The organism is Bradyrhizobium sp. STM 3566 (assembly GCF_045571445.1).
GTDB lineage: Bacteria > Pseudomonadota > Alphaproteobacteria > Rhizobiales > Xanthobacteraceae > Bradyrhizobium > Bradyrhizobium vignae.
This window is the reverse complement of sequence record NZ_CP120692.1, coordinates 1,185,313-1,207,383: the sequence shown is the minus strand read 5'-3', so window position 1 is coordinate 1,207,383 and position 22,071 is coordinate 1,185,313. Positions and strand designations below refer to the sequence as shown.

Genomic DNA, 22,071 nt, shown 5'->3' with positions numbered 1-22,071 from the left:
CGCGGATCCATCATCGATTGATGGATGGCCGGGTCAAGCCCGGCCATGACGAAGATGGTTTGGTCAAGCCGCCTTTGCGAGCTGTGCCTTGGTCTCGGCAAAGGCCCAGTCGATCCACTGCGTCAGCAGCTCGACGTCCTTCGCCTCCACCGTGGCGCCGCACCAGATGCGCAGGCCCGCCGGCGCATCGCGGTAATAGGCGAAGTCGTAGCCGGCGCCTTCCTTCTCGACCAGCGCCACCAGCTTCTTGCAGAAGTCGGCCTGCGCGTCCGCCGGAAGCGAGGTGATCGCGGGATCGGTGAACTTCAGGCACACCGAGGTGTTGGAGCGGATCGCAGCGTCCTTGGCCAGGAAGTCGATCCACGGCGTCTTCGCCTTCCAGTCGGCGAGCACCTTGGTGTTGGCGTCGGCACGCGCGATCAGCGCCTTGAGGCCGCCGATCGACTTGGCCCAGTTCAGCGCGTCGAGATAATCCTCGACGCAGAGCATCGACGGCGTGTTGATGGTCTCGCCGACGAAGATGCCTTCGTTGAGCTTGCCGCTCTTGGTCAGGCGGAAGATTTTTGGCAGCGGCCAGGCCGGCTTGTAGGTCTCCAGCCTCTCAACGGCACGCGGCGAGAGGATCAGCATGCCGTGCGCGGCTTCGCCGCCGAGCGCCTTCTGCCAGGAGAAGGTAACGACGTCGAGCTTGGACCAGTCGAGAGCTTGCGCAAACGCAGCCGAGGTCGCGTCGCAGATGGTCAGGCCTTCGCGGCTCGCGCTGATCCAGTCGGCGTTCGGCACGCGCACGCCCGAGGTGGTGCCGTTCCAGGTGAAGACGACGTCGCTCTTGGGATCGACCTTGGAGAGATCAGGGATCTCGCCATAGCCCGCGTTGAGCTTGGTGACGTCCTTCAGCTTCAATTCCTTGACGATGTCGCTGACCCAGCCCTCGCCGAAGGATTCCCAGGCGAGCGTGGTGACGGGCCGCGCACCCAGCAGCGACCACAGCGCCATCTCGACCGCGCCGGTATCGGAGGCCGGCACGATGCCGATGCGGTAATCGGCGGGAACCTCGAGCACCTCGCGCGTCAGGTCGATGGCTAGCTTGAGCTTGGTCTTGCCGATCTTCGCGCGATGCGAGCGACCGAGCGCTGCGTCCTTGAGATTTTGGGCATTCCAGCCGGGGCGCTTGGCGCAGGGGCCGGAGGAGAAATGCGGCACAGTCGGCCGCGAAGCGGGCTTCGCTACAGTCATGATCTACCCTTCCAGATAGTAAGCCTCCCGTTGGGGGGAGGTGTCCCGCCGCGGCTGATACGGGAAACGTGAAGGGCAGTCAAGGAAGTTCCGGGGCCTCACGCGCCGGTGATGGCGTCTCGGGCACGGTATTTGGGGATTCCACCACGGCCAGCGCATTCAGCATGTCCGTGGCATCGCTGATCAATTGCGCGGCCCTGCGACGGCTGCCGACCTTCAAAATGCATTTGTCATTGGCCTGCACGACGTAGTCGTTGCCGACCTTGATCATTGAATAGCTTGTCATCGAAATCCGCGAACCGACCGAGTTCGGTGTCAGAGGCTGCCGTAGCACCGTTCGTTCCCATGGGAACGTGAACGACCGCCGGGTAGTTTATCAGCTCTTAAGATGAACGAATGCGAGGCTCGATTTCGCTGATCGCACAGCGCTCGCGTCGCGCTGCCTCAAAAGCGGACAGTCATGCCGACGTGACTGGCGGTGAATCCCAGCCGTTTGTAGAAGCGCTGCGCATCGATTCGCGTCTGATGCGTGAGCAGTTCGACCAGATTGCAGCCGCGCGCCTTTGCTTCCGTCACCGCCCATTGCACCAGCTGCTCGCCGATGCCGCGGCTGCGACAATCGGAGGCAACGCGAACGTCCTCGAGCAGGCCGCGCACGCCGCCTTGCGAGCTGATGCCCGGCAGGATCGCGAGTTGCAGGCAGCCGACCACCCTGCCCGCGCTCTCGGCAACCACGAGCGTCAGATTCGGATCGCGCTCGACGCGCGCGAATGCGTCGTAATAGGCGGCGGGCAACGGATTCTCCACGCGCTCGCGCGCGCGGCCGAGATGATCGTCGGCGAGCATCGCCACGATCGCGGCGACGTCCTCGCGGCGCGCGGGACGGATGCAGACGGCTTCGTCGTTCATGTCAGGCAACTCCGGATTCAGCGCACCGGCGAAAGGCCGAGAAACGCTTCGACTTCGCCGATCCAGCGGCGGACGGACGCATGACGGCCAAGATCGAAGCCGCCTTCATGCGCGAGGCGGGTATAGGCGAGCAGCGACACGTCGGCGAGCGAAACCTCATTGCCGGCGAACAAGCGGCTGGTGGAGAGATGCTGCTCCATGCGGTCCAGCGCCGCATAGCCGCGCTTGACCTTTTCAGGATCGAGCTCGGCGACGTCCTTGCCGAGATAGACGATGAGGAAACGGCACACCGCGATATAGGGCTCGTGGCTGTACTGTTCCCAGAACAGCCATTCGTCCATCTTCGCCGCAGCGAAGGGATCACGCGGAATGAGGACGCTGTCGCGGGCGAGATAGCGGATGATGGCGTTGGACTGTGCCAGCGTGCGGCCGTCGTCGAATGCGACGGTCGGCACCTGGCCGGCGCCGTTCATCTTCAGGAATTGCGGCGTGCGCGTCTCGCCCTTGCTCGTGTCGACCTCGATCCACTGGTAGGGCAGCGCGAGCTTGTCGCAGACCCACTTCACCTTCAGACAATTGCCGGAATTGCTATCGCCGTAGATCTTCATCGCTGCCGCCCCGCTATTGAGCGACAGAGCATCAGGACGAAGCGGCCGTGTCAACGACTACGACCGCCGGTCTAGAACTTGTAGCCGGCGCCCAAACGAAAATTGTTCAAGTTGACCGAGATATTCTTGGCGTTCGAGAACCCGACGTGTTCCCATTCGCCGCGCAGGATCACACAGTCGAGCAGCGCGTATTCGATGCCGATGCCCCCCGTCCAGCCATAGATGAAACTGTTCACGCGCCGCTCGGACTGCGTCATCAAAAAGGGGCCAGCGGTCGTGCGGCTCGCGGCGCCGGTGGTCGGGTCCGTAAAGTCGTCGTATTTCAGATACGACACTGTCGCAAACCTCGACACATCAGCACGTCCGATCGCAAGGCCGCCGAACGCATATGGCATGAAGTCTCCACCGGACCATCCAACCCGACCTCGGAAGGTCACATAGTCCTTGAGCTGCAACGCAGCGCCGCCGCCGAGCGTCGTGTTGTAAGTATAGGTGTGATTCGGTGGCGCGGCTTCGCCGGGGATCAACCGCGTCATGGAATCGCTCGCCGTGCTCGCGAGATTGTTCATGTAACTGTAGTTCGCTTCAACGCCCATCACGGCGTCGTAGTATTGCCAATTCCGGCCGACAAAGGCACCGAATCCCGTCGTCTGGACGTGATTCTTCGGTAGCAGCGACCATCCGCCAACGGGAGCCTGCAGGATGCTGTCGCGCAACACGAAATCCGTCATCGATTTCGGAGCCCGGCTGAAGTCGATCTCGGTCGTGGCAAAGCCGAACTGACCACCGACGTAAAAGCCATCCCAATTGACGGAGGACTTCGACAGGCCGTCGGTGAAACCGCCGCGCAGGATCGGCAGGTCCGGCATGTCGGCCGCGTGCGCGGCAGACACCATCCCCAACATCGCCGCTGCCAACAAAAGCCTGCGCATCGCAACGCTCCAAATCGGACTCGAACTTTCGCTGATGATCATGGCTCGTTAACCTTAACCAATGGTTGCGTCCGGCGATTTCGCCGCGGTCGAGCCATGAAAAATCCGCAAAGCAAGACGGCGCGGGATGATCCCGCGCCGTTAAGAGACGTTAAGCGATGAGGCTGCCGCTCAGCCCTTGGTGACCAGCGGCGCATGGTAGACCGGCGCCGGCTGATCGAGATTCCAGCGCACGCCGAGCATCAGATCGTGCGAAGTGATGTCCTTGACTGTAAAGGCGCTGCCGTTCACCACGGTGACGCCGTCGAAAGAGCGAGTGGGCCCAGTCACTGCGTCGCCCAGATTGATGTAGCGATAGGCGAGATCAAGCGTCACGTTTGGCGTAACCTTGTAGGCAAGGCCGGCGTGCACGGCCCAGGCTAGATTCCATTTGCCGGAATCGCCCGCATAGGTGACGCTGCTGCTCTGAACGCCGCCCGTCGAGATCACGCCGTCATCGCGGAAGCCGCTGAGACGATTATACGCGCCGCCGAGACCGGCACCGACATAGGGCGTGACGCACCACCAGGTACCGAGATCGACATAGGCGTTGGCCATGACGACCCATTCCGACTTGCTCCCGGAGTAATTGTCGACAAAGAACTGGTTATTGGCAGCGGCATAGGCTGAGTTCGCTGGGACGTTCTGCGAACCGTGAAGGTTCGCCTTGCCACGATATTCACCAGTGAGATCGGCACGGAACCAGTTGTTGAACTGATAACCAACACCGAGCTTGTAGAGCGGAGAGCTGTCGAAGCCGAAGCCGTTGTTCTGCAGCGAGCCGGGGAAGTTGGTGTTCACTCTGTCGATGCTCGCGCTGTGCAGGCTCTTCATGCTCTGGTTGGTCATGCCGATGTCGCCGCGCAGATACCAGCCGCCGAAATCGGCGGGCGGAGCCGGCGGCGCGTACATGGGAGGGGGCGCGGCGATCGGCATATCGGCGGCGAACGCCATCGACGAGATCAGGGTTGCCGCACCCGCGGCAAGGAGAGACTTAACGCTACGCATTGGCTTCGTCCTTATTGGCCGGTGAGGCAAAATGCAGAGGCCCCACGTTCTGGAAACTCACGACGCGGACGATGGCAGCAAATGCTTAAGCGCCACTTAACCCTAATTTTTAAGGTTGATTTTTTCTCTACCCACACGCGCGCGTCGCGCGAGCGTTGCAAGAATGCCGCGCCAAATGCGACGCCCTCGCCGCATTCCCTAACGATGTGTGAAGCCGCAAAGCGGCAAGAGAGGATGCGTTAACGTAGCGGCCGCGGCAGTTTCGGCAGGAACACGGCGAGCAGCCCGATCGCCGGCAAATAGGCGCAGACGTGGTAGACGAACTCGATCGAGGTGTGGTCGGCGAGCTTGCCGAGCACGGCCGCGCCGAGGCCCCCGATGCCGAAGGCGACACCGAAGAACACGCCGGAGATCATGCCGAAGCGGTGCGGCACCAGCTCCTGCGCGAACACGATGATCGAGGACGTCGTCGAGGAGATGATCAGGCCGATGGCGACACTGAGCACGGCGCTGGCACCGAGCCCGGCATAAGGCAGCGCCAGCGTGAAAGGCAGCGCACCGAGGATCGAGATCCAGATCACGATCTTGCGGCCGAAGCGGTCGCCCAAGGGACCACCGAGAAACGCACCGACGGCGTTCGCTGCAAGAAAAACGAAGAGATAGATCTGGGCTGCCTGCGTCGACACGCCGAAACGGTCGATCAGGTAGAAGATGTAATAGCTAGACAGGCTCGAGACGTAGAGCTGCTTGGAGAACAACAGCGCGACCAGCACCAGCAGTGCCACGGCGACACGGCGTGAGCTCGGCCCGCCGGGCTGGGTATGGACGGGCGCAGCCTTCTTCGTCGTGATCTGCGGCGCGTACCAGCGGCCGATGCGCCAGAGGATGAGGATCGCGAGGAACGCGATCGAGGAGAACCAGGCGATGCTGCCCTGCCCGAACGGCACCACGATCAGTGCCGCCAGCACCGGCCCCATCGAGGTGCCGAAGCTGCCGCCGAGCTGGAACACCGATTGCGCAAAGCCGTAGCGGCCGCCGGAAGCGAGCCGCGCAATGCGTGCGGATTCGGGGTGAAACACTGCCGAGCCGAGGCCGACCAGTGCAGCGGCGAGGAGAATGACGAGATATTGGTGCGCGGTGCTGAGCAGCAAGAGGCCGAAGAACGTCGAGGCCATGCCGATCGCCAGCGAATAGGGCTGCGCCTTCTTGTCGGTGTAGTGCCCGACCACCGGCTGCAGCAGCGAGGCCGTGAACTGGAAGGCCAGCGTGATCATGCCGATCTGCGCGAAGTCGAGCGCGTAGGTGTCCTTCAGGATCGGATACACCGAAGCGATCAGCGACTGCATGGTGTCGTTGAGGAAGTGCGAGACGCTGATGCCGGCGAGCACGATGTAGGCCGGCCCTGCGGCTGCCTTGGCGGCGGGCGCGACGTCGCTGACGACGATGGGCTCGGTCAGCGTTTCCTCTGAGACGACGACAGGCTTGTTCAAGGCAGCATCCCGGCGCGGCAGATTGCCGCGAGGAACTGATTACGATGCAGGCGGCGGGGGAACCAGCGCCAATCGCAAATGGCTGGGATGCGCGGGTATCCCCCACTCTCTGGCTCCCTCGCCCCGTCCTTCACGGGGGCCTTCACGGGGAGAGGGTGGGGTGAGGGGCTGTCTCCGCACGTCCGGTCCGAACGAGACGGGGAGACCGCGCGCGTCGCTTGCGCGCCGGATAGAGATTCAGTGCGGCGACAGCCTGCCACGCCCCTCACCCGGATCGCATCGCGATGCGATCCGACCTCTCCCCCGCGGAAGAGCGGGGAGAGGTTGAGCAATCAGGCCGCAGCCTGTCCCAGCGCCAAGACGATGGTGTCGACGACGTCCTCGACCAGAATGCGGTCCTCGCCCTCGCCCATGACGCGGATCACGGGCTCGGTGCCGGAGGAGCGGATCAAGAGACGGCCGTGGCCGTTGAGGCGCTTCTCGCCGTCGGAGATCGCCGACTTGACGTCGGAATCGTCGAGCGGCTTGCCGCCCTTGTGACGAACGTTCTTGAGAATCTGCGGCAGCGGATCGAAGCGGTGACAGACCTCGGACACGGGCCGGCGCAGCTTCTGCACCACGGCCAGCACCTGCAGGGCCGCAACGAAACCGTCGCCGGTGGTGGCGTAGTCGGACAGGATGATGTGGCCGGACTGCTCGCCGCCGAGATTGTAGCCGCCGCTCAGCATCTGCTCGAGCACGTAGCGGTCGCCGACCGGCGTGCGCACGAGCTCGAGCCCCTGCCCGTTCAGGAAGCGCTCGAGGCCGAGATTTGACATCACGGTGGCGACGATGCCCGGCCGCGACAGCCGGCCGTCTTCCTTCCAGCTCTGCGCGATCACCGCGAGCAGCTGGTCACCGTCGACGATGTGGCCGCGCTCGTCGACCAGGATGACGCGATCGGCGTCGCCGTCGAGCGCGATGCCGATGTCGGCGCGCATCTCGCGCACCTTCTTCGACAGCGCCTCCGGCGAGGTCGAGCCGCATTCCTTGTTGATGTTGAAGCCGTCGGGCTCGACGCCGATCGGCACCACGTCGGCACCCAGCTCCCACAGCGCTTCGGGCACCACCTTGTAGGCCGCGCCATTGGCGCAATCGATCACGACGCGCAAGCCGTCCAGCGACAGATCGCGCGGCAGCGTGCGCTTGGCGAATTCGATGTAGCGGTCGTGCACGCCGTCGATACGGCGCGCGCGGCCGAGGCTCGCGCTCTGCGCCAGCCGCTTGTCGAGGGATTCGTCGAGCAACTGCTCGATCTGCCGCTCGACATCATCGGAGAGCTTGAAGCCCTGCGGCCCGAACAGCTTGATGCCGTTATCCTCGAACAGATTGTGCGAGGCCGAAATCATCACGCCGAGATCGGCGCGCATCGACTTGGTCAGCATCGCGACCGCCGGCGTCGGCATCGGGCCGACCAGCAGCACGTCCATGCCGACCGAGGTGAAGCCTGCGACCATCGCGTATTCGATCATGTAGCCGGACAGACGGGTGTCCTTGCCGATCACGACCCGGTGGCGGTGGTCGCCGCGCTGAAACGCAAGGCCTGCGGCCTGGCCGACCTTGAGCGCGAGCTCCGGCGTGATCAGTCCGTTGGCGCGGCCCCGGATCCCGTCGGTCCCGAAATATTTGCGGCTCATATCGTCCCCCAAGGCAACAACCAGGGAATCCCCTTTACAACCACGGGCTGCCCGACCGGGCCCCGCATCCCCTGATGTGCTGGGGGTCTTATAATGCCATGGTAGCTAACTTGGCTTCAAAAAATATGATCAATCGTTACGGAACCGGGCGCGGCAACGGCTCAATAACGCTTTGTTAACATTATATTTCATACTGGAACGCCGCGCCAGCTGGAACCCGCGCTACCCGGCGCGCTTCACATGGCCGTCCTCGCGGCTCGGCGCCGGCTGGGTGACATTGACCGGGTCGGAGCCCGGAAAGGTCTCTTCCAGTCCCTCTTCCAGCGCCTCCTCGAGATCATGCTTCTCCTTGATCTCTTCCGGCGAGGGTCCAGCGTGCGGCCGCTTCATGGCGCCCTCCTTGAAAACGTGCTGCAAACGATTTGGCTGTGCATCCAACCATGCTAGATGACCCCGAAATGTTCCGATGCAAGAACTTCCACGTCAGACGGGCCGGGGAAACGACATGAAGCACATCACCTGTATCGACGATCTTCGCACGCTGCATCAGCGCCGCGTGCCGAAGGCGTTCTTCGACTATTGCGACCGCGGCTCCTATGCCGAGGAAACGCTGCGCGCCAATCGCGAGGACATGCAGGCGATCAAGTTCCGCCAGCGCATCCTCGTCGACGTCTCCAAGCGCGACACCTCGACCACGATCCTCGGCGAGCCCTCGACCATGCCGCTGATTCTCGCGCCGGTCGGCCTGCTCGGCATGCAGCACGGCGACGGCGAGATCCATGCCTGCCGTGCCGCCCAGGCCGCCGGTATCCCGTTCACGCAGTCGACGATGTCGATCTGCTCGATCGAGGACATCGCCGCCAATGTCGAGAAGCCGTTCTGGTTCCAGCTCTACGTGATGAAGGACCGCGGCTTCATCAAGGAGCTGATCCAGCGCGCGATGGCCGCCAAGTGCAGCGCGCTGGTGCTCACCGTCGACCTGCAGGTGATCGGCCAGCGCCATGCCGACATCAAGAACGGCATGACGGTGCCGCCCGAGTGGTCGCTGTCGAAGCTCCTGGACTTCGCCAGCAAGCCGGCCTGGGTCTCCGGCGTGCTGCGGGGCAAGCGCCGCACCTTCGGCAACATCGCAGGTCACGTGAAGAACACCGAGGATCTCAACCGACTCGCCGAGTGGACCGCCTCGCAGTTCGATACCTCCTTGAACTGGAAGGACGTCGAGTGGGTCCGCAGCATCTGGCCAGGCAAGCTCATCATCAAGGGCATATTGGACGTCGAGGATGCCGAGGAAGCCGCCAAGACCGGCGCGCAGGCGCTCGTCGTCTCCAATCATGGCGGCCGCCAGCTCGATGGCGCCCCGTCCTCGATCGAGGTGCTGCCCGAGATCGCCGACGCGGTCGGTGACAAGATGGAGATCATGTTCGACGGCGGCATTCGCTCCGGCCAGGACGTGATGCGCGCGCTGGCGCTCGGCGCAAAGTCCTGCATGATCGGCCGCGCCTATGCCTATGGCTTAGGTGCCGGCGGCCAGGCCGGCGTCGCCAAGGCGATCGAGATCATCCAGAAGGAGCTGCTCACGACGATGGGCCTGTGCGGCGTCAACCGGATCGACGAGATCGATGATCATGTCATTGCGGTGTGAGACGCCTGGCGAGACGCTGCCACATTGATAACTGTCGTCCCGGACAAGCGCAGCTTCAGATAACGCGCAGCGTTAGCTGGAGCGGAGCGCTGATCCGGGACGACAGCGGAGATTGTGGAGGCAACTGCGCGCTACACCACCCGCCCTCACATCGGCGGCGTCAGGCCGTCGCGGCCGACGCTGACGCGGTTGGTCTCGAACGAGCCGTCCGGCAATTGCTTCATGAAGGCGATGACCTTGGCGCCGGCCTTCAGGTCGGATTTGTCGCCGGGCACGAATGTCACCACCGTCGTGTTGTCGGCGACGAACACCTTCTTCTCGCCGTCCTTGTACTTGACCAGCAGCGTGTGACCGTCATTGCCGACGACGCTCTCGGCCACCGTCGCATTGGTCATGCTGGAGTTGGGCTTGAGGTCCCACGGCCGAGAGCCCTCGCCGGTGCCGCGCATGCTTTCCGGAAACACGTGCACCTCGACGGCGTTCTGGCTGCCGTCCGGTCCCGGCACGGTGGTCGCCCCGATGAACGAACCCGGCTTGATGTCGGCGAGTGAAATCCTGGTGATCCCCGACACGTTCACGTCGGAGGCGAGGTGAAGCTTGACCTCCTCGCCGCTGCGCGACTTGACCTGCATGGTGTCGCCATTGACGCTTTCGATGGTGCCGCGCACGCGCGTCGGCACCGGCGCCTTCTGGGCGAAGGCGCAGTAGGTCGAGACGGCCACCATCGCGACGGCGATCAGCGGACGTGTGAAAGTTGCACGTTGAACAGGCATGATGGTCTCCGATTGTCCCCACGGATGGAGAACTCCGAAGAGCCGCGCCCTATTCTCTCAAGACTTCGTGAGATCGGCCTCGACCAACGCGCGCAGCTCGGCCGTGACCTCAGGCCGGCGGCCGAACCACAGTTCGAAGCCGCGCACCGCCTGATGCAGCAGCATGCCGAGCCCGTCGGCGGTTTTCAGGCCTCGCGCCCTCGCTGCGGCGAGCAGCGGCGTCACCAGGGGAACATAGACGAGGTCGGCGACGACCGCCGCTTGCGGCAGCCGTGCGACATCGACATCGAGTGAAGGCTGCCCGTGCATGCCGAGCGATGTCGTGTTCACGAGAAGTTTTGCCTGCGGCAGCACGTCGCCGATCGCGTCCCACGTCACGGGATGCACGTTCGGTCCGAACTGCTTTGCCAGCGTCTCGGCCCGCGCGACGGTGCGATTGGCGACATGCACGCACTTGACGCCGCGTTCGAGCAGGCCGAACACGACCGCGCGCGCGGAGCCGCCGGCACCCAGCACCAGCGCTTCCTCAGCCGCATCCCAGCCGGAGGCGCTGGCGTCGAGATTGTTGACGAAGCCTTCAACGTCGGTGTTGGTCGCGCGCAGCTCGCCATCCGCGAACCACAGCGTGTTGGCGGCGCCGACCGCCTTGGCGCGCGCATCGGGCGTCGACAGCGCCAGCACGGCTTCCTTGTGCGGGATGGTGACGTTGGCACCGACGAAGCCGCGCAGCAACAGCCGCAGCACGAAATCGCGCAGGTCCTCGGGCGGAACCGCTTCGATGACATAGCCGCCCTCGATTTCGAGCGTGCGCAGCCAGTAATGATGAATCAGCGGCGAGCGCGAATGCGCCGCCGGCCATCCGATCAGACAGGCTGCGGGAGTTCTTGGCGCGGTCATCTTTCCCTCGGGTCGTTTCCGAGGCGATCCATTTCGCGTCGCGCCCGCGCTGTCAAGCGCGCGCCGTCAGCTCGCAGCGGTCTCATCGGCGGCTCGGCCCTTGATGTCGGCGATGGCACGCTCGAGGCTCTGGCGATAGCGCGCGCGCGGCGGGCTCACGCCATGGGTGAGCAGCGCGCGCCGGACCGCGGGCGAGGCCCCCGTGATGAACAGCCTGATGCCCTGGCGGTGCGCCTTGGCCGCGACCCGGCCGAGCACGTTGGCCGCGGTCGAATCCAGGAACGGCACCGCGGCGAAGTCGACCACGAAGGCCTTGCGCCGGTCGGCGATGTCGTCGAGCACGCCGCCGATCGCCGAGGCTGCGCCGAAGAAGAACGCGCCGGTGATGCGATACACCAGCACGTCGCGGTCGATCGCAAGCGCGGGGTCGTAGGGCACGCGCGCACCGTTGCTGTCATCGGCCCGATCGGCGGCCACCAGCGGCGTGCGCTCCTCGATGCCCGTCATCTCGGCCATGCGGTGGATGAACAGCACCGCGCCGAGCGCGAAGCCGACCAGGATGCCTTCGGTGAGATCGCGGAAGATCGTGAGCAGGAAGGTCGCGAGCAGCACCACGGCATCGCCCCACGACGAGCGCAAGAGCGTGGCGAACTCCTGCTTCTCCGCCATGGTCCAGGCCACCACGACCAGCACCGAGGCGAGCGCGGCCAGCGGAATGTAGCTCGCCAGCGGCGCCGCGATCAGCATGAACAGCAGCAGGAACACCGAATGCAGCATGCCCGCGAGCGGCCCGCGCGCGCCGGCGCGGATGTTGGTGGCGGTACGTGCGATCAGGCCGGTGACGCAGATGCCGCCGAACAGCGCCGAGCCGATATTGGCCGCGCCTTGCGCCACCAGCTCGCAATTGGACCGGTGACGGCGGCCGGTCATGCCGTCAGCCACCACCGCCGACAGCAGCGATTCGATGGCCGCCAGCAGCGCGAAGGCGATCGCATCCGGCAGCACGGCCCGTGCCTTCTCCAACGAGAACGCCGGCAGCACTGGGGAGGGCAGCTCGCGCGGAATGCCGCCGAAGCGCGAGCCGATGGTCTCGACCGGGAGCGACAGCATGCCGCTTGCGACCGCCGCAAACACGACCGCGATCAGAATGCCGGGCCAGGACGGCCGCCAGCGGCGCAAGCCGGCGATGATGGCGATGCTGACGATGGCGACTGCGACGGCGGACGGATTGATGGTGTTGAGGCCGCGGGCGAGCGCGAGGAGTTTCGGCACGAACTCGCTGGGCTCCCTTCCCGCGAGCGCGATTCCTGAGAGATCGCGGAGCTGGCTGGCGAAGATGATCACGGCGATGCCGGCGGTGAAGCCGACCGTCACCGGATAGGGAATGAACTTGATGTAGGTGCCGACCCGCAACAGGCCCGCGGCGATCAGAAACAGGCCCGCCATCGTGGTCGCGAGGATGACACCGTCGACGCCGTGACGCTCTGCGGTCGCTGCGACCAAGACGATGAACGCACCGGCAGGTCCGCCGATCTGGAACCGGCTGCCGCCGAGCAGGGAAGCGATGAAGCCGCCGGCCACAGCCGTGTAGAGGCCGCGGTCCGGCGTCACGCCCGAAGCGATCGCAATCGCCATCGACAGTGGCAGCGCAACGATCGCAACCGTCAGGCCGGCAAAGACGTCGGCGCGGAAATCGGCGAGACCGTAGCCTTCACGCCAGACGGTGACGAGCTTCGGCAGATACAGTTCGGCAAAGGTCGGCTGATGCAGCTGGTGCAGCCGGCTCGCCTGATCACTTGTGATGGTCATTGCCCCACAATGCTCCGGTGCATCGTGCCGCGCGCGTGCGACGACGATGCGCTAGTTCATTCTGCCCGGGCACGATCACCGTAGCGATCATGCTCAGATGCGGCGCGGCGGCCCCGGCTCCTTGAGGCGAACGCCACGCCCGCCGCTGTCGCTGCGGGCCTGCTCGCCGATCAGTTCGACGCCGGCCCGGTCGAACGCCTCGACCACCTTGATCAGGGTCTCGACCACGCCACGAACATTGCCGGTAGAGGCCTCCATCCGCTGGATGGTCGGCAGCGAAACGCCGGCAAGCTCGGCCAGGGTTTTCTGGTCAATGCCGAGCAGCGCGCGGGCCGCCCGCATCTGGAACGACGTGATCACCTTGGCCTCACGTATTGGAACTTATAAATGATGTTCAGAACATATACAATGATGTAAAATACATCATTCTTGGATAAGCGCAAGGAGCTCGCGCGTCCTCCGTCATTGCGAGCCAACGGGTCCGCGCGAAGCGCGGCCCGATGACAGGCTCTGCGAAGCGATCCAGAATCCCTCCGCGGAACGACTCTGAATTGCTTCACTGCGCTCGCAATGACGTGTGGATGGGGCGCGACCTACATGAAACGCCGCACGCGAAGAGACAGCCCTCCACCCTCTCCCCATAAGGACGAGGAGAGGGAGTGAGAGAGCGGAGACTTACGTATCACGCCGCGTGCTGATGCGCGGCGATGATCTGGTCGGCGGCGCGGCCGGTGACCTCGGCCATGTGGTCGAACTGGCGCGTGAAGCTGCCGGCGCCGGCGGTGGCCGAGCGCAGCTCCACGATCAGTTCGCCGATCTCGGCTTCCGGCATCATGGCGCGGACGCAGTCCCAGCCGCTCCAGCCGTCGCGCGTATCGAAGCCGAGGATCTGTCCGCGCCGCGCCGACAGGATCGCGTTGATCTTGGCCGTGGCGTCGGTCGGGCAGACGATCTCGACCACGTGGATCGGCTCCAGCAGCACCGGCTGACATTGCGGCAGGCCCTCGTTGAGGCCGATCCGCGCCGCCGTGCGGAAGGCGAGGTCGGAACTATCGACGCTGTGATAGGAGCCGTCGGTCAGTGTCACCTGCACGTCGGTGACGGGGAAACCGAGCGGGCCGCGCGCCAGCCCATCAATGACGCCTTCCTCCACCGCCGGGATGTAGTTGCGCGGCACCGCGCCCCCCACCACCGTCTCGGCGAACTTGAAGCCGTCGCCGCGGGGCAACGGCCTGATGTCGAGCACGACGTCGCCGAACTGGCCATGGCCACCGGACTGCTTCTTGTGGCGTCCGCGCTGGGTGATCGGCTTGCGGATGGTCTCCTGATAGCCGATCGCGGGAGGATGCGAGGTGACCTTGACGCCGAAGCGGTCGCGCAGCCGCTCGCCGGCGACGCGCAGATGCATCTCGCCCTGCCCCCACAGCACGGTGTCGTGGGTCTTGGCGTTCTGCACGACGACAAGCGACGGATCCTCCTCGTGCAGCCGCATCATCGCCTGGCCGAGCTTGACGTCATCCTTGCGATCGGTCGCCGCGATCGAGATCGCGAGCACCGGCGGCGTCGGCTCGATTGCGATCAATGCCGCGGGCGGCGTCTTGCCATTTGAGACCGTGTCGCCGGTCTTCACGGGATCGAGCTTGGCGAGCGCCACGGTGTCGCCGAGATCGGCGGTGGCACGCTTGGTGTCGTAGGCGCCGTTGACGGCGAGGATGCCGGAGATGCGCCCTGCACCGCCGGAGGACGATTGCAGCGTGGCGCCGTCGTCGAGATGGCCGGCGAGCAGCCGCGTCAGCGACAGCTTTCCGCCATGCTGCGAATGCAGTGTCTTGAAGACGTAGCCGAGTGCATCCTTGGTTTCGGGAACGCCGAGACGTTTTGCGGTCTCCGCGACACCGGGCGCCTCGTGGCGCAGCGCCTTCATCAGGCGCAACACGCCGTTCTCGCGCAAGGCAGACCCTAACAGCACCGGGCAAATCAGTCCCTCGCGCAATTCGCGGGCGAGATCGTCGAACACGGCATCGCGCGGCGGCTGGATGTCCTCGAGCAGCTGCTCCATCAGCGCATCGTCGTGGTCGGCGAGCTTCTCCAGCATCGAGAAGCGGGCTTCCTTCTCGCGGTCGAGATCGCCGCCTTCGAGCGCGATCACCTCGGAGGCCTTGTGCTCGCGATAGACGAAGGCGCGCTCCAGCGCGAGATCGACGAAGCCCTCGATCAGCTCGCCCTTCCAGATCGGGATCTGGCGCAGCACCAGCGGTACGCGCGAGGCGGGCTGCAGCATCGCGAGGGTCTCGCGGATGCGCTGGCTGGCGCGATCGATCTTGTTGAGGAACAGGAAACGCGGGATCTTCAGCTCCTCCAGCTCGCGCAGGATGATCTGAAGCTGCGGCAGCTTCTTCTCGTCGGCCTCACAGACCACGATGGCGGCGTCGACCGCGGGAAGCGCGGCGCGCATGTCGTGGGCAAACTCGACGGAACCGGGACAATCGAGGAAGGTGTAGCTGTCGCCCATGAAACTCGTGGTCGCGGCAGTCAGCCCGACGGTCATCTTGTGTTGACGGGCCTCTGGCGTGGCGTCGCCAACGGAAGTTCCGGCGTCGACGCTGCCGGCGCGCGGGATTGCGCCCGTTCGCGCCAGGATTGCTTCGAGAAGTGTGGTTTTACCGCTTTGGAAAGGGCCCACCAGCGCAATGCACCGTGGACCTCGGGGACTTCTGACGTCTTGTCCCATTCGCCGCCTCCTTTGTGTGGAGCTCGGCCCATGATTGGGTCGGCAAGCATTGATGCTCTGCCCGTCCCCGAGGTTTGGCAAGCATCAAACGTCGCTGCGGTGCGTCGTCAGTAAGTCTTGATGACGGTTGAGACCAGATGTGGCTTCGAGTCCGGCGTTCTGCCTCTCCCCGACGGGGAGAGGTCGGATTGCGCAGCAATCCGGGTGAGGGGCGGCAGCTTTTGGTGAGACCGTAACCCCTCACCCGGATCGCATCCCTCGATGCGATCCGACCTCTCCCTTCGGGAGAGGTGAACGAGAGCCTCTTCAGTCAATTAGAATTGACGGCGCTCAACGGCCCGGGCGGAGTTCCAGGCTTTCGAGACCGGCGGCGACGTTGAGGCCGACCTGGCCCTGCACGCTGAGCGGCTGGAGCGCGATCGCGTTGTTGGAGCCGCCGACCAGCACGTTGCCGCCGAGGCCGACGCCAACCGAGGCGCTGCCCTGCGCGCCGGCGTAATTGCCGGAGAGATCGCCGGGGCCGAGCCGGTCGACCGGCGCGAACACGCCCCAGGCGAGCGAGGTCTCCTGGGTGATGCCGATGTCGAGGCCCACTTTACGGATGGTCGCGACGTAGCGGTCCTCAGGCAAGCCGTCGGCGCGCAGCACGCAGCCGAGATTGGTCACCGATCCCACGATGAAGCCGACGCTGGCGCCGCCGCGGCATTCGAGCACGCCGACCCGGACCATCCGCTGCTGCTGCGCGCCGCTGCTCCCGACGGAGGCAAGGAGGCTGACGGCGGCGAGCCCGGCAAGGACGAACGAACGGCGCATGAATGTCTCCGGCGATGAATGGGATGCAAGCAGGAAGGACGCGGCACACGCCGCGCGATCGTCTATGCCACAAGAGCGTTGTGGCTGCCAGATCGGACGCGTTTAGAATCGAATTCGCGGAGAGAGGCCCCTCGCCCCACCCTCTCCCAGTAAGAATGGGCGAGGGAGCGAGAGAGACGTGCGTCCCTTACAGTCGTCGCAGATGTGATCCGGGTGAGGGGCCGGGCACAACGCCGACCAGAGCAAAAGTCCATCCGACTCCGCTTATCGAAACACAACAAGAAAGGCCCGCCGAAGCGGGCCTTTTCAATTCGCACACTGTCCTCGGCTCAGCGCAGGTTGCCGCAGAAGCGCTGGATGCGCTTGCAGGCGTCTTCGAGGTCCGAGGTCTTGGTCGCGTAAGAGATGCGGAAGGCCGGGCCGAGGCCGAAGGCCGAACCCTGCACCACGGCGACGCCTTCGGTCTCCAAGAGCTCGGTGACGAACTGCTCGTCATTGCCGATCACGTTGCCCGACGGCGCCTTCTTGCCGATGGTACCGGCGCAGGAGGGATAGACGTAGAACGCACCCTCGGGACGCGGGCACTCGATGCCGTTCGCCTGGTTGAGCATGGAGACGACGAGGTCGCGGCGCTCCTTGAACACCTTGTTGTTGGCGGGGATGAACTCCTGCGGACCGTTCAGCGCCTCGACCGAGGCCCACTGCGCGATCGAGCACGGGTTCGAGGTCGATTGCGACTGAATGGTCGCCATCGCCTTGATGAGATGCGCCGGACCGCCGGCATAGCCAATGCGCCAGCCGGTCATGCAATACGCCTTGGAGACGCCGTTCACGGTGAGCGTGCGGTCGTAGAGGCCGGGCTCGACCTGTGCGACGGTGGTGAACTGGAAGTCGTCATAGACGAGATGCTCGTACATGTCGTCGGTCATCACCCAGACATGGGGATGCTTCATCAGCACATCGGTGAGCGCCTTCAGCTCCGACTTGGTGTAGGCGGCCCCCGTCGGGTTCGACGGCGAGCACAGGATGACCCATTTGGTCTTCGGCGTGATCGCGCGCTCGAGCGCCTCCGCCTGCAGCTTGAAACCGGTTCCGGCAGGGCAGACCACCGGCACCGGCTCGCCGCCGGCGAGCGCGACCATTTCAGGGTAGCTGACCCAGTACGGTGCGGGAATGATCACCTCGTCGCCCGGATTGATGGTCGCCATCAGCGCGTTGTAGAGCACCTGCTTGCCGCCGGTGCCGACGATGATCTGGTTCGGCTTGTAGGCCACGCCATTCTCGCGCTGAAACTTGGCGATGATGGCTTCCTTCAGCTCGGGGATGCCGTCGACCGCGGTGTACTTGGTCTTGCCGGCCTCGATGGCGCGGATCGCTGCCAGCTTGATGTTGGCGGGCGTATCGAAATCGGGCTCGCCGGCACCGAGGCCGATGACGTTGCGCCCCGCCGCTTTCAGCGCGCGTGCTTTGTCCGTGACCGCGATGGTCGCGGACGGCTTCACACGGTCGAGCGCAGCGGCAAGGAAGGACATCGTCATCTCCTGACAAGCGTCGTGAAGCCTTTCGCCTCACGACTCTGATTGTGGGAATGAGCTACCCTAAAACGTGTGCCGCTGCGCCGCAAGAAACTTCGGCCCGATCTCGGAAAAGTTTATGATTTTCGACCGTCTCAAGGTGCGATTTTCCGCAATATTGCGCAACTTTGCCGGCCAAATCCCTCATATCCGGCAAGGCCTGTCCTCGGAGCAATTTTGCTTGCGCGTGGCGCTGTTTCTGCACCGTCATGGCCGGGCTCGTCCCGGCCATCCACGTCCTGCCAAACGGCGCAAAGAATGTGGATGCCCTGGACAAGCCCGGGCATGACGGCGTGCTGATTCTATGGCAGCGACCTAACTCAATCGCTCAACCGTCTCTCGCTCATGCGCGGCGCAATGCCTGCCCGCGTTGACGCAAGCGTGAACTGAATTGCATCGTCGCGCGGAAATGATCTTCCGCAGCATTGCAGTGCGGTAGGGTTTTCGAGTTTTTCTATTGGCTGGCTCTTGCGGCGGATTCGCATCGGCATCATTGTTTAGCCGCCTCGCGGGGCAACGAGCGCCGCGTCTTCCCGTCCTCGGATTCGAACCCCAGAATGTACAAGCTCTATTCGATGCAACGCTCGGGCAACAGCTACAAGGTCCGCCTTGCGCTGGCGCTGCTCAACCTGCCTTACGAAGCGGTGGAGGTGGACATTCTGCGCGGCGAGAGCCGCACGCCGGATTTTCTGAGCAAGAACCCCTCGGGGCAGGTGCCGCTGCTCGAGGTCGGCGAGAACCGCTATCTCGCCGAGTCCAACGCCATCCTCTGGTACGTCGCCGTCGGTACGCCGCTCGCACCGGAGAACCGCATCGACCGCGCCGAGGCGCTGCAATGGATGTTCTTCGAGCAGCACGCGCTCGAGCCGAACATCGGCGCGGCCTATTTCTGGCTGTCGCTGGTCAAGGGCGGCCGCGATCTCCAGACCCATTCGCTGGAGGACTGGATGGAGCGCGGCTATGGCGCGCTCCAGGTGATGGAGAACCATCTCAAGACCAACGCCTATTTCGCCGCGCGCCAGCTCACGGTGGCCGACATCGCGCTGTACGGCTACACCCACCTCGCCGACCGCTGCGACTTCGATCTTTCGACCTTCCCGGCGATCCGGGACTGGCTGAAACGCGTCGAAGCCACGCCCGGATTCGTGACGATGGACTGGCGCCCGGCCGACATCGACGACCCCGCCAGCATCGCGGCGGGCGCCTGACGGCGCGACCGGCTCCGGCGAATAGCGGGCATAAGGACCGCCTTTGCCGCAATCCCGCCACTTTCAGCGCGATCGCCGCCGCAATATTGCCGGTTGAAACTGGGAATTTCCGGAAAATCGCGGGTGATTCGCTCGCGTGTTGAAGGATTTAGACCAATGATGCGGGCGTCCGGCACGGCAGGCTTTCAAAGCCCATCCGCTACCGTCGCGTCTTCCCGGCTCACCCATGCGGTCGCGGCCTCGCTCGCCGTCGCCGCGCTCTCGCTGTGCCTGATCGTCACCCTGACGGTGCTGTCGACCAAGGCGACCATGGCGATGGGCCTGCCGGTCTGATTCCCGTTTCATCCTGGACCAGCCTTCAGGGCGCCACGGGGCCCGCGCCGACCGGCATTGCGACAGGACGTCGATGAAATCACCTGTGGTAGTCGTTGCAATCACCCTGACTGCGGCCATCCTGGTCGCGGCATCGCTGCTGATCATCGTCGGCACGCGCAAGGGCGCGGGGACATCGACGCTGAATGCGCCGACGCTGCAACAGCGCGTCAAGCACGCGCATATGGTCTAAAATCATCCGAAAACCCTGCGCTTGCACGCAAGCGCGCCTTAAGCACACCGCACGAAATCGCATCGCGCTCGCGCAACAATCACTCAGTGTTGCGGCCTTACATCGTTCGGAAGGAGCGAGACTGGTCCATGCGGTTCGGATGGCGCGCGATCTGCGGTCCGGCGTTGACGGCAACAGCCCTGCTGCTGGCACTGCTTTTCGACCGCTTCATCCCCACGCCCTCGCCCGCGCCGCTGTTCGTCTGCATCGTGGCTCTCGCCGGCGCGCTCGCGGGTCTCGCCGCCGCGACGACGACCGCGGTCGTCGCGGTGATCGGCACGGCGCTGTTCTTCCTCAGCCGCCAGGGCGTGTCCGGCTATGGGCCCGCCGATCTGATCCGGCTCGGGCTCCTGGCCATCACGGCCGCCGGCACGGCCGGCATCACCGGCCTGATGCGCGAGCGGCTGCTCCGCACATTCGCGGCCGAACGCCGGAGCCACGCCACGGCCGCGCGGCTGTCGGCCGCGCTCGACCAGATCGATATCGGCATCGTGCTGCTCGATGCCGAGACCCGGGCCGAATTCATCAACCGCGCGTTCCGCGATTATTTTGGGGTGCCGGACGAGATCGCCGACGGCAAGCCGCCCTTCATCGCGCTGATGTATCACGGCCGCGACACCGGCGCGTTCGAGCTGCCCGCGGACGAGCTCGGCACCTTCATCGCGCAGCGCATGGAGATGGTGCGGGTCGGCGATGCCACGCCGATCAACATCAAATTGCGCAGCGGCGAGGTGCTGCGCTTCGTCTGCACCGCGCTGCCCGACGGCGGACGGATGCTGAGCTACACCCCGGTGACCGACCTCGTGCGCCACACCGACGCGCCGTCGCGCGCCGACTACTACCGCTCGCTGCGCGACCCCGCGAGCCGCAAGCTGATCCGGTATCTGCGCTTCGCGGAGTAGAACAGGGTCGAACGCAAGCACTGGCGGCGCTCGGGGTTCACCTCTCCCCGACGGGCAGAGGTGAACCGAATCCTGAGCTAGCCAATCCTCTTCGTGCCCAACTGACAGCGCGATTGATTGCTGCACCGATCATCACGTATGAAGGGCACTTGATTGATCGCGGAAATTCACATGCCCCTCACCATTCGCGCCGTCACCAGGCAGGATTACGATCAATGGCTGCCGCTGTGGGACGGCTACAACGCCTTCTACGGCCGCTCCGGTCCGACCGCGCTCGCGCCCGAGATCACGCGCATGACGTGGCAGCGCTTCTTCGATGCCTACGAGCCGATGCACGCGCTGGTCGCCGAGGACGGCGGCCGCCTGCTCGGGCTGACGCATTATCTGTTTCATCGCAGCACCACCGCGATCGAGCCGTCCTGCTATTTGCAGGACCTGTTCACGCTCGAGGCGGCGCGCGGCAAGGGTGTCGCCTCGGCGCTGATCCTAGGCGTCTACGAGCGGGCAAAACTTGCGGGATCGCCGCGCGTCTACTGGCAGACACATGAGACCAATCTCACGGCGCAGCGCCTGTACGACAAGGTCGCAGAGCGCTCCGGCTTCATCGTCTATCGCAAGATCTTCTGAGTCCTGTGCCGTGGGGTCCTGTGGATAACTCCGCCTGTCACCCGCGCGTAACATAGCAAGGTTAGGCTGCCCCTGCGTCTGGTCAGGCCCCCCGTCTCCGATCAAGCGCCCAAGCGGTCCCCGTCAGTCGCCGCGTCTGACAGGGGCCGCATTTTTTTGCGACAGCGTCACTTCGCGCCGCGCCCCACCGTCTGCATGACCTCGAATCCCTCGAACTGAGGATGGCCGAGATAAAGCGGCTTGTTGTCGCCGGCCCGGTGATGCGCCGCGCGAAACGCCTCCGACTTGGTCCAGGCCTCGAAGGCTGCGTGGTTCGCCCAGACCGTGTGCGAAGCGTACAGCGTGTGATCCTCGGCTTCCGGCCCGCGCAGCAGATGGAATTCGATGAAGCCTGGCACCTTGTCGAGATGGGTATCGCGCGTGAGCCAGACCTGCTCGAAGGCGGCCTCGGAGCCCTTGGCGACACGGAAGCGGTTCATGGCGATGTACATGGGGTGGTTCTCCTGATGCTCCGCCGATATTTCGTCATTCCGGGATGCGCCGCAAGGCGCGGGCCCGGAATCCATTTTTCTGCAGAAAGTGTGGAGAGATGG

24 protein-coding genes are annotated in these 22,071 nt (G+C 64.7%); 6 read left to right on the top strand and 18 right to left on the bottom strand.

The annotated features are described in order from the left end of the window. Positions 1-63 precede the first annotated feature (63 nt). The 9 genes from P6U27_RS05805 to P6U27_RS05765 all read right to left on the bottom strand — a co-directional run bounded on the left by P6U27_RS05805 (position 64) and on the right by P6U27_RS05765 (position 8,288). Complete coding sequence (locus P6U27_RS05805; protein WP_122401047.1) at positions 64-1,236, bottom strand: phosphoserine transaminase; 1,173 nt, start codon at positions 1,234-1,236, stop codon at positions 64-66. Between the two features lie 79 nt (positions 1,237-1,315). Next, positions 1,316-1,507 (bottom strand): hypothetical protein, encoded by a 192-nt coding sequence (locus tag P6U27_RS05800; protein ID WP_244607864.1) that lies wholly within the window; start codon positions 1,505-1,507, stop codon positions 1,316-1,318. 173 nt (positions 1,508-1,680) lie between these two features. Then, positions 1,681-2,145, bottom strand: coding sequence for a GNAT family N-acetyltransferase (locus tag P6U27_RS05795; RefSeq protein ID WP_122401045.1), 465 nt, complete (start codon positions 2,143-2,145; stop codon positions 1,681-1,683). A gap of 17 nt (positions 2,146-2,162) precedes the next feature. Then, positions 2,163-2,753, bottom strand: coding sequence for a glutathione S-transferase family protein (locus P6U27_RS05790; protein WP_122401044.1), 591 nt, complete (start codon positions 2,751-2,753; stop codon positions 2,163-2,165). Positions 2,754-2,824: 71 nt separating this feature from the next. Then, a complete protein-coding gene (locus tag P6U27_RS05785; RefSeq protein WP_244607863.1) occupies positions 2,825-3,727 on the bottom strand; it encodes an outer membrane protein in 903 nt (300 codons plus the stop codon). Positions 3,728-3,856: 129 nt separating this feature from the next. Next, positions 3,857-4,732, bottom strand: coding sequence for an outer membrane protein (locus P6U27_RS05780; protein ID WP_122401043.1), 876 nt, complete (start codon positions 4,730-4,732; stop codon positions 3,857-3,859). A gap of 239 nt (positions 4,733-4,971) precedes the next feature. Continuing rightward, positions 4,972-6,222 carry an MFS transporter gene (locus tag P6U27_RS05775; protein WP_162500128.1) on the bottom strand — a complete coding sequence of 417 codons (1,251 nt, stop codon included), beginning with the start codon at positions 6,220-6,222 and terminating at the stop codon, positions 4,972-4,974. A gap of 332 nt (positions 6,223-6,554) precedes the next feature. Then, positions 6,555-7,898 carry a phosphoglucosamine mutase gene (glmM, locus tag P6U27_RS05770; RefSeq protein WP_122401041.1) on the bottom strand — a complete coding sequence of 448 codons (1,344 nt, stop codon included), beginning with the start codon at positions 7,896-7,898 and terminating at the stop codon, positions 6,555-6,557. A gap of 222 nt (positions 7,899-8,120) precedes the next feature. Further along, entirely contained in the window at positions 8,121-8,288 is a 168-nt protein-coding gene (locus P6U27_RS05765; protein WP_164937260.1) for a hypothetical protein, read from the bottom strand. Positions 8,289-8,403: 115 nt separating this feature from the next. Here P6U27_RS05765 and P6U27_RS05760 point away from each other — a divergent pair, with 115 nt between their 5' ends. Further along, entirely contained in the window at positions 8,404-9,540 is a 1,137-nt protein-coding gene (locus P6U27_RS05760) for an alpha-hydroxy acid oxidase (protein ID WP_122401039.1), read from the top strand. Positions 9,541-9,686: 146 nt separating this feature from the next. Here P6U27_RS05760 and P6U27_RS05755 read toward each other — a convergent pair whose 3' ends face one another. From P6U27_RS05755 to P6U27_RS05720, 8 genes are all read right to left on the bottom strand, one after another. After that, positions 9,687-10,313, bottom strand: coding sequence for a hypothetical protein (locus P6U27_RS05755; RefSeq protein ID WP_122401038.1), 627 nt, complete (start codon positions 10,311-10,313; stop codon positions 9,687-9,689). A gap of 57 nt (positions 10,314-10,370) precedes the next feature. Beyond that, on the bottom strand, positions 10,371-11,210 hold the full coding sequence (locus tag P6U27_RS05750; RefSeq protein ID WP_122401037.1) for a shikimate dehydrogenase: 840 nt from the start codon (positions 11,208-11,210) through the stop codon (positions 10,371-10,373). Positions 11,211-11,276: 66 nt separating this feature from the next. Continuing rightward, positions 11,277-13,019, bottom strand: coding sequence for a SulP family inorganic anion transporter (locus tag P6U27_RS05745; protein WP_122401036.1), 1,743 nt, complete (start codon positions 13,017-13,019; stop codon positions 11,277-11,279). Positions 13,020-13,112: 93 nt separating this feature from the next. Further along, complete coding sequence (locus P6U27_RS05740) at positions 13,113-13,379, bottom strand: helix-turn-helix domain-containing protein (protein ID WP_129146196.1); 267 nt, start codon at positions 13,377-13,379, stop codon at positions 13,113-13,115. A gap of 322 nt (positions 13,380-13,701) precedes the next feature. Beyond that, positions 13,702-15,750 (bottom strand): elongation factor G, encoded by a 2,049-nt coding sequence (locus tag P6U27_RS05735; RefSeq protein ID WP_129142545.1) that lies wholly within the window; start codon positions 15,748-15,750, stop codon positions 13,702-13,704. A 330-nt stretch (positions 15,751-16,080) separates the two neighbouring features. Continuing rightward, entirely contained in the window at positions 16,081-16,563 is a 483-nt protein-coding gene (locus P6U27_RS05730) for a DUF992 domain-containing protein (RefSeq protein ID WP_129142546.1), read from the bottom strand. Positions 16,564-16,892: 329 nt separating this feature from the next. Next, on the bottom strand, positions 16,893-18,095 hold the full coding sequence (locus tag P6U27_RS05725; RefSeq protein WP_122406393.1) for a pyridoxal phosphate-dependent aminotransferase: 1,203 nt from the start codon (positions 18,093-18,095) through the stop codon (positions 16,893-16,895). A 61-nt stretch (positions 18,096-18,156) separates the two neighbouring features. After that, positions 18,157-18,348, bottom strand: a complete 192-nt coding sequence (locus P6U27_RS05720) for a hypothetical protein (protein ID WP_164936749.1) — start codon at positions 18,346-18,348, stop codon at positions 18,157-18,159. A gap of 346 nt (positions 18,349-18,694) precedes the next feature. Here P6U27_RS05720 and P6U27_RS05715 point away from each other — a divergent pair, with 346 nt between their 5' ends. The 5 genes from P6U27_RS05715 (at position 18,695) to P6U27_RS05695 (ending at position 21,478) form a co-directional block, all read left to right on the top strand. Next, a complete protein-coding gene (locus P6U27_RS05715; RefSeq protein WP_122401032.1) occupies positions 18,695-19,345 on the top strand; it encodes a glutathione S-transferase family protein in 651 nt (216 codons plus the stop codon). 156 nt (positions 19,346-19,501) lie between these two features. Next, entirely contained in the window at positions 19,502-19,678 is a 177-nt protein-coding gene (locus P6U27_RS05710) for a hypothetical protein (RefSeq protein WP_162832045.1), read from the top strand. A gap of 85 nt (positions 19,679-19,763) precedes the next feature. Beyond that, entirely contained in the window at positions 19,764-19,910 is a 147-nt protein-coding gene (locus P6U27_RS05705; protein WP_162500030.1) for a hypothetical protein, read from the top strand. Positions 19,911-20,038: 128 nt separating this feature from the next. Then, complete coding sequence (locus P6U27_RS05700; protein WP_129142548.1) at positions 20,039-20,851, top strand: PAS-domain containing protein; 813 nt, start codon at positions 20,039-20,041, stop codon at positions 20,849-20,851. A gap of 171 nt (positions 20,852-21,022) precedes the next feature. Then, complete coding sequence (locus tag P6U27_RS05695) at positions 21,023-21,478, top strand: GNAT family N-acetyltransferase (RefSeq protein WP_129142549.1); 456 nt, start codon at positions 21,023-21,025, stop codon at positions 21,476-21,478. 167 nt (positions 21,479-21,645) lie between these two features. Here P6U27_RS05695 and P6U27_RS05690 read toward each other — a convergent pair whose 3' ends face one another. Continuing rightward, positions 21,646-21,969, bottom strand: a complete 324-nt coding sequence (locus tag P6U27_RS05690) for an antibiotic biosynthesis monooxygenase (RefSeq protein WP_122401029.1) — start codon at positions 21,967-21,969, stop codon at positions 21,646-21,648. Positions 21,970-22,071 lie beyond the last annotated feature (102 nt).